Source organism: Clostridium sp. CMCC3677, assembly GCF_023845585.1.
GTDB lineage: Bacteria > Bacillota > Clostridia > Clostridiales > Clostridiaceae > Clostridium > Clostridium aquiflavi.
This window is the reverse complement of the sequence record NZ_JAMQHS010000018.1, coordinates 1-13,490: the sequence shown is the minus strand read 5'-3', so window position 1 is coordinate 13,490 and position 13,490 is coordinate 1. Positions and strand designations below refer to the sequence as shown.

Annotated in this window: 10 protein-coding genes; 5 read left to right on the top strand and 5 right to left on the bottom strand. The window is 25.9% G+C overall.

The window, feature by feature from the left end; genetic code table 11:
* Positions 1–2: 2 nt before the first annotated feature.
* The 5 genes from NG901_RS15865 to NG901_RS15845 all read left to right on the top strand — a co-directional run bounded on the left by NG901_RS15865 (position 3) and on the right by NG901_RS15845 (position 9,465).
* Entirely contained in the window at positions 3–2,285 is a 2,283-nt protein-coding gene (locus NG901_RS15865) for a YhgE/Pip domain-containing protein (protein WP_252216756.1), read from the top strand.
* A 300-nt stretch (positions 2,286–2,585) separates the two neighbouring features.
* The gene (locus tag NG901_RS15860; protein WP_252216752.1) at positions 2,586–4,484 is read left to right on the top strand and encodes a sensor histidine kinase; all 1,899 of its coding nucleotides are present in this window, start codon (positions 2,586–2,588) and stop codon (positions 4,482–4,484) included.
* Positions 4,477–6,501, top strand: a complete 2,025-nt coding sequence (locus tag NG901_RS15855; RefSeq protein ID WP_252216749.1) for a sensor histidine kinase — start codon at positions 4,477–4,479, stop codon at positions 6,499–6,501. Before NG901_RS15860 ends, NG901_RS15855 begins: the two co-directional genes overlap by 8 nt.
* A gap of 157 nt (positions 6,502–6,658) precedes the next feature.
* On the top strand, positions 6,659–7,159 hold the full coding sequence (locus NG901_RS15850) for a TspO/MBR family protein (protein ID WP_252216746.1): 501 nt from the start codon (positions 6,659–6,661) through the stop codon (positions 7,157–7,159).
* A 149-nt stretch (positions 7,160–7,308) separates the two neighbouring features.
* On the top strand, positions 7,309–9,465 hold the full coding sequence (locus NG901_RS15845; RefSeq protein WP_252216744.1) for a type IA DNA topoisomerase: 2,157 nt from the start codon (positions 7,309–7,311) through the stop codon (positions 9,463–9,465).
* 251 nt (positions 9,466–9,716) lie between these two features.
* Here the strand turns inward: NG901_RS15845 and NG901_RS15840 are convergent, their stop codons facing one another.
* From NG901_RS15840 to NG901_RS15820, 5 genes are all read right to left on the bottom strand, one after another.
* Positions 9,717–10,430 carry an LrgB family protein gene (locus NG901_RS15840; RefSeq protein WP_252216741.1) on the bottom strand — a complete coding sequence of 238 codons (714 nt, stop codon included), beginning with the start codon at positions 10,428–10,430 and terminating at the stop codon, positions 9,717–9,719.
* On the bottom strand, positions 10,414–10,800 hold the full coding sequence (locus NG901_RS15835) for a CidA/LrgA family protein (RefSeq protein ID WP_252216738.1): 387 nt from the start codon (positions 10,798–10,800) through the stop codon (positions 10,414–10,416). Before NG901_RS15835 ends, NG901_RS15840 begins: the two co-directional genes overlap by 17 nt.
* Positions 10,801–11,038: 238 nt before the next feature.
* Positions 11,039–11,839 (bottom strand): ABC transporter permease, encoded by an 801-nt coding sequence (locus tag NG901_RS15830; RefSeq protein ID WP_252216735.1) that lies wholly within the window; start codon positions 11,837–11,839, stop codon positions 11,039–11,041.
* Entirely contained in the window at positions 11,832–12,599 is a 768-nt protein-coding gene (locus NG901_RS15825) for an ABC transporter ATP-binding protein (protein ID WP_252216733.1), read from the bottom strand. Before NG901_RS15825 ends, NG901_RS15830 begins: the two co-directional genes overlap by 8 nt.
* A 19-nt stretch (positions 12,600–12,618) precedes the next feature.
* Positions 12,619–13,490: ABC transporter substrate-binding protein (locus NG901_RS15820; protein WP_252216730.1), on the bottom strand; the 872-nt coding region annotated here is incomplete at its 5' end.

Below are 13,490 nucleotides of genomic sequence, written 5' to 3'. Positions count from 1 at the left end.
ATATGAGAAATATATTTAGAATTTACAAAAGAGATATAGTTACGATAGCAACTAATTGGGCAGCGTTAATCATGATTGTAGTGCTTATAATAGTTCCATCCTTATATTCATTAATAAATATAAAAGCATCATGGGATCCATATGGAGCCACAAAGGGAATTAAAATAGCTATAATCAATGATGATAAAGGAACTGTATTTAAAGAGAAAGATATAAATTTGGGTGAAGAATTAATAGAAAAGTTAGAAGAAAATGATAAAATGGGTTGGTCATTCGTTGATAAAGAAACTGGAAAAAAAGGATTGTTAGAAGAAAAATACTATGCAACTATTGAAATACCAGAAAACTTTTCAAAAGATCTTACCACATTAGTTGAAAAAGATGTTGAAAAGCCTAAACTAATATATACGGTAAATGAAAAGAAAAATACAATAGCCCCTAAAATGACTGATGCAGGAGTAAAAACATTAAAAGGACAGCTTGATGATAATATAACTAGAACTGTATCAGGAGCAATGTTTAGAGCTTGTAATGAAGTGGGAATAGATATAGAAAACAATAGGGAACATCTTAGAAGAATAATTGATGGAATATATGAATTAGATGAAAATATGCCAGAAATAAAAGACTTGTTAGATGATTCAATAGAAGGAACTGTAAATACTTCAGAATTAATAAAAAAATCTGAGGAAATGATTCCAGTGGTTTATGATAGTATAGATGCAACTAAAGAACTTATAGATAGCAACCAGTACTATTTAGATGAAATAGAAGGAAATCTTTCAGATTTATCTCCATTAATAGAAGAAGAACTTGTAAATGGTGAAAATTCATTAGATGCTTTAAACGTAACCTTAGCAAATATTGATGAAAAAGTATTGCCAGATGTTGCTAGAAAAACTTTTATAGCTTTATCGGATTCATCAAAAGACTTACAGAAAATAGTTAAGACTGCTAAGTATGACTTAAAAACTATAAAGTCACACATAGATAAAATAAGCAATATTGAAATAAAATTAAAAGAATCTAAAGATAATGAGATAGAAGACCCAAATCAAAGTAAAAAAGATAATAAAGAATTAAAATATTTACAAGGAATACAAAAAGATTTAAAAAGTGTAAGTAAGAAAATTGATAGGGTAATTGATAAATTAGATTTAATTTATGATAGGCTTGATGTGGTAATTGATAGATCTAAAGAAGAAATAGAAAAAATAGATACTGATGGAATAGATATTCAAGCATTAACTGATACAAGAAAAATACTAGATGACATTCACTTATTAGTAGCAGATTTAGTAGATAGTTATGATTCAGAACTTGTACCAGCAATTGAAGATGGATTTAATTCAATTAGAGAGATATCAGATAGTGGATTGGTATTATTAGAACAAGGAAGAGGAGTACTACCAGACGTTGAAAATTTATTAGGTGACTTCACAAAAATATCAGATTTATCTAATGAACAATTAGTAAAGTTACAAGATAAATTTCCGGATATACAAGAAAAAGTACATAAGCTAGCACATAAACTTAAAGCAGTAGATGAAAAAGATCAAATAGATGAACTGCTGGACATGATAACTAATGATTGGGATTCTCAAAGTGCATTTATGTCTAGTCCAGTTGAGATTGAAGATAATAGGTTATTTCCATGGCCTAACTATGGTTCAACTGCTACACCATTTTATACAGTGCTATGTTTATGGGTTGGGGGATTATTAGCATCAGCTTTATTATCATTAGAAGTACATGAATTTGAAGATGGAACTCTAATTAAGCCTTACCAAATGTATTTAGGAAAATTATTAATGTTTTTATCACTTGCAGTATGTCAAGCTTTAGTTGCAAGTACAGGTGCAATTTGGATATTAGGAAGTTATTCATTGCATCCAGTAATGTATATTTTTTATTCCATATTTGTTAGTGTAGTATTTATGACAGTGATATATACTGCAGGAAGCCTGTTAGATGATGCAGGAAAGGCTGTTATAGTAGTAATATTAGTATTACAAATTGCGGGGACTAGTGGTAACTTCCCAATAGAAGTTACACCAGTATTATTCCAAAAAATATATCCCTATTTACCATTCACGTATGCTATAAATGGTATGAGACAAATAATGGCTGGGATAGTATATCCTATATTAATTAAAGATACTATAATATTAAGTGCATATATGATAGGAGCATTAATTTGCGGAGTATTATTAAAGGGACTATTAAATAAAACAACAGCCAAACTTATGGGGAAATTAGCTGAAAGTGATATACTAAGACATTAGAATCAGTTATTAAGAGATGAAAAACTAATTATTGGTTTTTCATCTCTTATTTATGTGTTAAATTGTAAATGACTATGCTGATAAAATAATAAAAAAATAATTAAAATTTAAATACAGGATAAAAGAAAACGTTTCTATTTATTAAATGGAAATTTAAATGCGAAAAGTGTGTATTTAAGAATGGTAAAAATATGACGATTATTTAGATATGAACAAAAAAAGTTATATATGTAAAAAATAACAAATAATTATGTACATTTACAGTATAATACAGTAAAATTGATATTAAAGGTGATTTTTATGGATAATTATAGAAAAAAGATAAATATTATATCGATAGATGGAAAAAATATATTTAAAATTTGTTTAGCTACATTAGCAATTTATTTTTTAGCTAATTTGATTTTTAGATGGAAGTTTAATCAAGTAATTATAGCTTTTAGAATTTATTATTTAGTTGGTATGGTTATATTTAGTATTTTATCAAAACAAGTATTTCATTTATATAATCATAACAAATACAATTATATTTATATGTATATATATTCTATTGTTTATGTAATTTTATTTGGACATAGTATTCAACTTTCGCCAGATAGTAATTACAGTGCTGATACACTTACTAATTTCATTATATTATTTGAATTATATTTTGGTTTTAAGACTATAGAATACAATCATAAAACAGAAGAAAAGAGTTATATTATATATATTGTTTTAAAAATTTTTATTATTTTAAATTTAGTTTTATATTATAAGATATTTAACATAATATCAATAGTAGTATTTTTAAGCTGTATTGAGTGTTTTTTAATATATAAAATTTTTGTTAACAATGATTCGAGGTCATACAATCAATTTAATATAAATACTTATTTAGTATTAGTAGCATTAATTCCAATAGCAAGTTTTTTTAGTTTGTTTATGTATCCCATAAATGGAGATTTATTAAAATTTAGAGAAATATTATTTTTAAGTGTATTTAATATATTTTTTAGTATGTTTTTTAAGAATTTTATGAGAAATCCTTATAAAGAATTAGCAGAATCATTAAATAAAAAAAATAAAATATTGGATGAATTATCTGAAGATATTTTTATAAAAAATAAAGAGTTGGAAACATCTATACTAAATTTAAGGAATAAGGAGTATTTATATGAGACATTTTTTAGATTTATGCCTCATCCAATAATATTGATTAGTTTAGAAAATAATAGAATATTATTTGCGAATAAAGCTTTCTTAAATTTAGTAGATGTAAAAAATGTTAGAGATGTGATAAATAAAAAAATAAATAAGTATATACATTTCGTTACATCTAATAATGATAACGATCTGATTTTCAATGCTATTTTAAGTTCTAAGACTGAGGAAAGATTTGTAAATGCTAAATTTTTGTCAATGTATAAAGATAAAATGGAAGATTTAATTTTAATAGAAGATAACACATCTAAAGTATTAACAGAAGAGATAAAAAAAGAAGTTGAAAGTAGAATGGTTGAAGAAAGAATAAGAACAGAATTTTTATCTAGCATAAGTCATGATTTAAAAACACCTATAAATGTTATATATTCATCTATACAAGTTCAACGAATATATACTAATAAAAATGATATAAAATCATTAGAAAAATATAATTCTATATCTAAAATGAATTGTATATCACTTATAAAGTTAACTAATAACTTAATTGATATGTCAAAAATAAATTCAAATTTTTTAATGCCTAATTTAGAAGAAATTAATGTTGTTGAAACAACAGAAGACATAGTTACATCTCTTGTAGATTATGCACAAGGCAACAATGTAGAAATAATATTTAATACTAACACTGAAGAAAGTTATTTAAATTTAGATTATGAATTTTTACAAAGAATAATTTTAAATCTAATATCTAATTCAATAAAGTTTACTCCAAGTGATGGAAAAATAATAATTGACATATTAGATAAAGAAGATAGCGTAAAAATATCTATAATGGATAATGGAGCAGGTATGAATGAGGAGTTTATAAAAGAAGCTTTTTGTAAGTATTCAATGGATAAATATTCAATAAAATCTAAAAATGGGACAGGCATAGGATTATTTGTTGTTAAAAAATTAGTTGAACTACAGTCAGGTACAATTGAAATAGAAAGTAAACTAGGACAGGGCACAAAGATAACAATAATATTTCCAAAGGAGAATTTAGATGAGTAAGATGCAACAAGATTTAAATCTGTCTAGTTTAAAATTAGGTACAAAAATTAAAATTTTATCTATTGAATTTATAATATACTTAATTTATAATTTATATTTTTATATTAGTAAACAATATAAATTGTATTTGTTAGTCAATACATTAATATATTTATCAATTGTATTAGCAATTTGTTACATATGTTTTATTAAAGAAAATACAATCAAAAATTTATTTATTGAGTATATATCATTTGAACTTCTTTTAGTAGGGTTAATTTTGTCATTAAAATTATCAAGGTTAATTTTAAATTTTGATGCTGCTTCAAATACCCAGTATATATGTTTAGGAGTTATAATATATTATTTTGAAATAATATTACAATGTTTAGGTTTTTACTTTACCAATAAAAAAGAAGATTTGAAAAAAACAATACCAGTTTTTTTAGGTATATTTATTATAACGTTCATAATAATGAATTGCAGTGTTCATAAGTATATATATATAAATACAAAAATTTCAATTATTTTTTCTATAGTGAGTATAATTGTAATTAGTTATGTGATTTTATATATGATAAAGACTTTAGGAAATTACAAAAGTTTAACAAGTGAAGATTTCATTGAAAATTTAAAATTATATGTAATTTTAAGGTATTTAACATATATAGCTAGTACAATTTTAATTGGTAGCAATAAATCAATTATAATAACTGGAGGATTGAAATTATTAGCATTTTATATATTATTTAAGGGTATAGTAAATTATATGATTAATGAGCCAATGAAAAATATGAAAGTGAATTTAGAACGAACGCATGAAGTGAATTTAGAGTTACATAGAACATTAAAGAAGCGTAATCGAATATTAAATGATACTAATATAATGATAGAAAAAAGTGAGAGCAATTATAATAAATTGATAGATTCTGTATATGATGGTGTACTTTTATTTTCAAAGAATAAATTACAATATATAAATAAAGCAGGATTAAAATTATTAAATGATATAAATAAAGAAAATATTATAGGAATTAGTTTAGAAAAATTTATTTTAGAAAATTTCAATTTTAATTTATATCATAGTAATGAAAAAGAAATATGCATAAGTGATCTTAAATTAAAAAATGCTGATATAGTGGTAACTCTATTTATAATAGATATAGATGAAAATAATAAGTTATTATATGCACATGATGTAACTGAATTAAATAAGACTAAAGCTATGAAAAATCAACTAGAAAAGTATTTAAAAGAAGAGGAATTAAAAAATCAGTTTTTCTCTAATATTTCTCATGAATTACGTACTCCAATAAATTTAATATATTCAGCGATACAACTTAATGAGATTTATTTAAAGCAGAAAAAAGTTGATAATGTAAGTAAAAATAATGAAATAATAAGACAGAATTCCTTAAGACTAATAAGGACTATCAATAATTTTATAGACACAAATAGAGTGTCAGAGGGATATCTTAAACCAGATTTTAAAATTTATAATATTGTTGAAGTAGTTGAAAATATAACTATTGCATGTAATAAATATATAAATAAAGCTGAAATAGGTTTAATATTTGATTCAGAAAAAGAAGAGATATATGTAAAATGTGATAAAGATATGATTGAAAGAATTGTATTAAATATTATTTCGAATTCTGTAAAATATGGACAAAAAGGTAGCCATATAAATGTGACTATAGGCATAGAAGAAAGCAATTTAGTTACAATAAAAATTGAGAATAACGGAAATAGAATTGATGAAGACACAATACCTCATATATTTGATAAATTTACAAGAATAAATAAATCTTTCAATAGACCTAAAGAGGGAAGTGGTTTAGGTTTATTCTTAAGTAAATCATTGACAGAATTACAAGGGGGAGAGCTTGCTTTAGAGTTAGATGAAAAAGAAAATCTATTTGTAATAAACTTTCCCATTGCATGTGATGTTAATTCTTCAGATGTAAATTGTGATTTAGAAATTAATAATATAGAAGAAAAAGTAGATATAGAATTTTCAGATATATATATGGATTAAACTATATTTTTAGAAAGTCTTAAAGAATGTCATTCTAAAATATCAACTCTCCACTAAAAAAGGATGGCGTAGCACCAATTAAACATAATTTTAAAAAAATCAACATATAAATTAAATAAAAGATAAGTATTATTTTTTAAAATTATGGAGTGTTGATATGAAAGAAGAAAAAAAGAAAACTAAAAAAATATTTCTTATACCATTAATATTATCAATAGGAATACCATTAATAATAGCTAGTTTTATAAATGTTATAATGCCATATATGGGAGAGTTGTACGATAGCTTAAATAAACCATTTTTTGCTCCACCAGGAAGTGTTTTTCCTATTGTATGGACTATTCTCTATATATTAATAGGAATAGCTTGTTACAGAGTATATATACTTAAATATAGAGGGATTGATATAAGCTCAGCAATATTTACGTATTCTATACAGCTATTATTAAATTTTTTATGGGTCTTCATATTTTTTGGATTAAGATTATATGGAATAGCTTTTATTGAATTATTAATAATATTATTTTTTGCAGTTTTAACATTTATTAAATTTTATAATAAAGATAAAATTGCAGGATTGTTATTTATTCCATATTTACTTTGGCTCACCTATGCTGGAGTATTAAATTTTTATGTATGGATGTTAAATGAAATGTAGATTTTTCTAATAGGATTAGAAAGATGCTAAAAAATAAGGTTAGTTGCTGCAGACGGGAATGCAGTAAGCTAGCCTTATTTTTGTTTTAATGTTAATATATATGTTGGTAAAAGATAATAAATAGAGTAGTGATTTTAAGGAGGTAAGGCATGGCAAAGGTAATTATTGCAGAAAAACCTTCTGTTGCAAAAAATATTGCAGATGCGTTAAATATAAAAACTAGAAAAGATGGTTATTTTAAAGGTGAAGAGTACTATATCACTTGGGCTTTTGGTCATCTTTTGCAATTATATGATGCAAAAGATTATGATGAAAATATGAAGGGATGGAGAATGGAGAAGTTTCCATTTATTCCTGAATCTTTTCAATATAAGGTAAAGTGTGATAATATTGATAGAACAGTTGAAGATAAAGGCGCTGCAAAACAAATTAATATAATAAAGTCATTAATAGAGCAAGAAGATGTAGACGGAGTTATATCTGCTACGGATTTTGATAGAGAAGGGCAAGTAATTGCAGATGAATTATTTAATTATTTAAATATACAAAAGCCAATATACAGATTATTGTTAAATGAATGGACTCCAGATGAAGTAAAAAAAGGGATGGGGAGTTTAAAAGAAAATAAAGAAATGCAATTTTTGCAGGATGCAGGAATAGGAAGGCAATGGACAGATTGGATTATTGGAATAAATTTAACTTCTGTTAGTACATTGAAGTATAAATTTGAAGAAAATAAAACTATTAACATAGGTAGAGTATTATTACCAACGTTAAAGATAATATATGACAGAGATAAAGAAATAGAGAATTTTGAAGCTACTACTTACTATAAATTAACTTCTACATTTAAAAATTCAAGTAATGAAGAATTTGATGGGTTATATTATGAAAAGGAATCAGAAAAGTTTGAAGATAAAAGTGTTTTAGATAATTTAGTAAAATTACTAGATGGAACTAATGCAACTATAATAGACAAACAAACTGAAAAAAAGAAAGATTATCCACCATATCTTTTCAACTTATCTAATTTACAAGGATATATAACAAGTAAGTATAAAGGATGGACATCAGACAAAGTATTAAAGGTTGCACAAAGCCTTTATGAAAAGAAATATACAACTTATCCTAGAACAGCAAGCGTGGTCTTAGAAGAGAGCTTAGAAGACAGAGCAAGGAAAGTTTTAAATACATTAAAAACAGGATTACCTTACGAAAAAGAGATTAAGTTTATAAAAACTAAAAGAGTATTTGATAATTCAAAGGTTGAAAGCCATAGTGCAATAACACCAACATATATTAAGCCAAATGGACTTAGTAAAGATGAAGAAATTGTCTATAATGCTATTAAAAATCGATTTATAATGCAGTTTATGCCTATTGCAGAGTTTGAAGAAACAAAGATAAGATTAAAACCATATAATGAGGAAATACAAGGAGAATTTATATCAAAAGGAAAAGTTCAACTTGTAGAGGGATGGAGAGTAGTTGAAAAAATAGATACTAAAGATACAATACTTCCTATGGTTAATGTAGATGAGAAAGTAGATATAGTATCAAATAAAGTAAATAAAGTAACTAAAAAACCACCAAAGCATCATACAGAAAAAACATTACTTAGGGTCATGGAAACTTGTGGTAAGGGCATAGAGGGAAAAGAAGATTCTGAGGAGATGATGCAATCCATATTAAATGGATTTAGTATAGGAACTCCAGCAACTAGAGCAGAAACTATCAAAAAACTTAAAGATATTGGATACATAGGAACTAAAGGCAAAAGTCTTATATGCACTCAATTAGGCATAAATATAGTTGAAATATTTCCAGTTCAAGAACTTTTAGATCTTGAGTATACAGGAAGACTTGAAAGCACATTATCTGATATAGAAAAAGGTAAATTTAAAAAGTCTGATTTTATGAGTTTGATATATGATTTTACAAATAATGCTGTTGATAAAATCAAAAAGGATACATCAGCTTTATCTAAATTTAAAGTGGAACTTCCAGAAGGTGCAGAGGAGATTGGAAAATGTCCTGTATGTGGAAATTCAGTCATTGAAAATGAAAAAAACTTTGGATGTACAAATTGGAAAAATGGATGTAAGTATACAATATGGAAAGATGATAAATATATATCATCCTTTGGTAAAAAAGTTTCTAAAGAAATGGTTGCTTTATTACTTAAAAATGGAAAAGTAGGTTTTAGAAATTTAAAGAGCAAAAAAGGAAATACTTTTTCAGCATATTTTAGATATGAAAAAAATGAGAAAACAGGATATTTTAATTGGATGATAGAATTTATATAAAATAAAGGCTATGTTTTAGTAGCGTGTTGATATATAAATAAATAAAATGGACTGAGTAATTGAACTTAGGAATTCTCAAAATCCAATTACAATGCCACTTTACCTATTGTATATATCAACACATATTTAAAACAGAGTCATTTACAAAAAGACATTGTAAAATCAATTTTCACTTGATTTTGCAATGTCTTTTTTATTAGATGGATACTATTTTTTATAAAATGTTATTTTACAAGAATAAGTTATATTAACTATCTTATAAAATGATACATAAATATTGCTAAGTGATAAGATAATGGAGCCATAAATACAGTCATAAGACCTGCAACGCCAATTGAAAGGCTACTCATAGCACCTTCTGTATCTCCAAGTTCTAAAGCTTTTGTAGTACCTACAGCATGAGCAGCTGTACCAATTGATATTCCAATTGCTACTTTATCTTTAATTTTGAATACTTTACATATAGCAGGTCCTAATATAGCACCCATAATTCCAGTAATTATAATTGCAAGTACAGTAATAGGAACTAGTCCACCTAAGTTGCTACTTATTTCAATACCTATTGGTGTTGTTACAGATTTTGGAATTAAAGATTTTATTATAGTAGAATCTAATCCTACGAAATAAGATATTCCCATTACAGAAAACATTCCAATAATGCTTCCTAAAAATACTCCAGAAAAAATAGCTACAGCATTTTTCTTAAGTAATTCTATTTGCTTATAAAGTGGAACAGCTAGTACAACTGTTGAAGGTCCTAAAAACATATTAATGAATTGTCCACCTTCATTATAAGTACTAAAATCTATATTAAATGCAAATAAGAAACATATTATAAATGCAATTGCTATAAGTAATGGATTTAATAAAGCAACACCTGTTTTTTTATTTATAAATATGCCTATTTCAAATGCGATTAAAGAAAGCACTAAGCCAAATAAGATGTTATTAATTATTATGTCCAATTATTTCACTTCCCCTTTTTTGATGTTTTGATTTTTTTGATATAAATTGAACTATTAAACCAGTAGAGGCTATAATTATTATAGTTGTACATAAACAAACTATAAGCAATTTTAACCAATTAGACTTTATTATATTTAACGAAGTCATAAGTCCTACGCCAGCAGGAATAAAGAAGAATGCTAAATGATCTAGTAAGAAATCTGATACGTTTGAGATATTATCAACTTTGATTACATTAAAGCATAGTAATAAAAATAATATAATCATTCCTAAAATATTACCGGGTATAGGTAATTTAAAGAAAGATGATAAAAATTCTCCTAGTAAATAAATAATTAAAATAATTAAAGCTTCTTTAAATAATTTCATCTTTTCCTCCCCAAAACTATGTATTAAATTTAAAATTTAAAAATATAATTTCTAAACAATAAGTTCACCTATATAATTTATCACTTGTTGAGCAATAAGTAAAAGGTTTATAAAGCCAAAATAATAAAAGATTTTCAGAAATAATTCTAAAAATCTTTTATTAGAGTGAGTATAGTGAATTTTTCTACAAAAAACTCGGAATTATTAATTAATCTGAATATTTAGACATGAAATTCACTTATTTCTCTAAAGATTTATTTTTAATTAAACGTTTTTCTAAAAAAGCTACTATTTCATACATTATAAAAGCAATCACAGAAAGTATTATTATACTCATCATAACCATATCCAATTGGGCAATTTGACCACCATATACAATTAAAAAACCTAAACCCTCTCTAGCTACTAAAAATTCTCCCATTATTACACCAACCCATGACAATCCAACGTTAATTTTTAATGCTGATATAAAAACGGGAATGGAGTAAGGAAAAATTAAATGTCTTAAAATTTGAAGTTTAGATGCCCTAAAAGTTTTCATAAGCATGATTTTATCACTGTCTATTTCATTAAATCCACTTAACACACTTATAATTGTAGTAACAATAGAAATTAATAAGGCTATTACAATTATAGCAGTAGTACCATTACCAACCCAAAATATAATTATTGGTGCTAAAGCAACTTTAGGTAAGGCATTTAATACTACTAAATAAGGGTCTAATACTTTAGACGCAAAAGGACACCACCATAAAATTACGGCAATTGCTGTTCCAAGAACAGTTCCTAAAGTGAAGCCAAGTATTGTTTCATAGCAGGTTACCCAGATATGACGCAATAAAGTGCCATCAGCATAAAAAGATACAAGCGATTTATACATTCTAGAAGGAGTAGAAGTTAGGAAAGGATCAATCCATTTTAAGTCACCTGCAATTTCCCAAAGTGCTATAAAAATAACTAATATTAAAAGTCTAGTAATTACAAGCTTTATTTTATTGTGTTTTAATTTTTTCAAATATATATCATGTTCTTTACTCATTGTATTGATCAAGCTCCTTCCATAAATCATTAAAGTAACCTCTAAACTCTGGTTCTTTTCTTCTTTCAAAAGGAGTGATGTCTTTTTTTGAAAACATTATATCCACATCTTTTTTTACCTGTGCAGGTCTTTTAGATAACACAAGTATTCTACTAGAAGTAGAAATAGCTTCAGATATATCATGAGTTACCATTATTGCAGTTTTCTTTTCTTTTTTTATTATTTTAAATACATCATCACATACTAAAAGTCTTGATTGATAATCTAAAGCGGAAAAAGGTTCATCTAAAAATAGTATTTCAGGGTTAAGTGCTAATGTTCTTATTAGAGCTACTCTTTGTCTCATTCCACCTGACAATTCGTTAGGATAATGTTCTTTAAATTTTGATAATCCATAGGTCTCAACTAACCCATTAACTCTTTCAACAGCTTCCTTAGTAATTTGTTTTTTAATTTTTAGTCCAATTAAGACATTGTCCCATACATTTAACCATTCAAATAAATGATCTTTTTGAAACATATATCCTATTTTATTTAAGTTGTTTTTTATATCTTCATCTTTATAAAGTATAGATCCACTAGAAGCTTTTAATAATCCACTAATTATATTAAGAAGTGTAGATTTACCACAACCAGATGGACCTAGTATTGATATAAATTCACCATCATTTACTTCAAAACTAATATTATTTAATGCTTTAGTTTCACCCTTTAGTGAGTGATAGTTCATAGATAAATCAGAGATTTTAAGCAAGCTCAAAGCAAATCACCAATCACATTTATTTAGTTGCTTTTTCAGCAAAACTATTGTCTACAATTTTATTGAAATCAGGTTTTGATGGAATTAATGACTTATCATACTCTTGAATTATATCTATCAATCTATCCAAATTTTCTTCTTTAATTGAAGGATCATGAGCTAAAGCATCTATTTTATTATAGTTATTTATAACTGTTATAATTATATCTCTGTCGGTTCCAGGGAAAAATTGAATTATTGAGTCAGCTATTTCTTCAGGAGTATGAGAAAAATACCATTGTTGACCCCTATACATAGCTTTTGTGAATTTTTCTATTACGTCCTTATTATTGTCTAGGTAAGACTTAGTTGCAAAGAAACAAGTATAAGGAATAACTCCAGAATTTTCACCAACAGATGCTAAGATACATCCACTACCTTCTTTTTCAAGCATTGAAGCAGTAGGTTCAAATAATGCTACATAATCGCCAGTACCACCTTTGAATGCACCAGAAGTAGCAGCAAAGTCTATATTAGTTACCATATTAACATCAGTTTTAGGATCTATATTATTATTTTTCATAGCGTACTCTAAAGCCATAGCAGGTACTCCACCAGGTCTTCCACCAATAACTTCTTTTCCTCTTAATGTATTCCAATCAAATTTTGTTTCTTTATTTCTCCCAACTAAGAAAGAGCCATCTTTTTGTGTAAGCCCAGCAAAGACTACAGGATAATCTTCTCTTCCCTGATTATTAATATAAATTACTTGTTCAGGACCACAGAATCCGATATCAGCATTATTACTTAATACAGCTTGCATAACTTTATCAGCGCCTTGTCCAGTTGCTAAATCTATGGTAATTCCTTCTTTATCAAAGAAGCCCTCACTAATTGCAACATACATAGGTC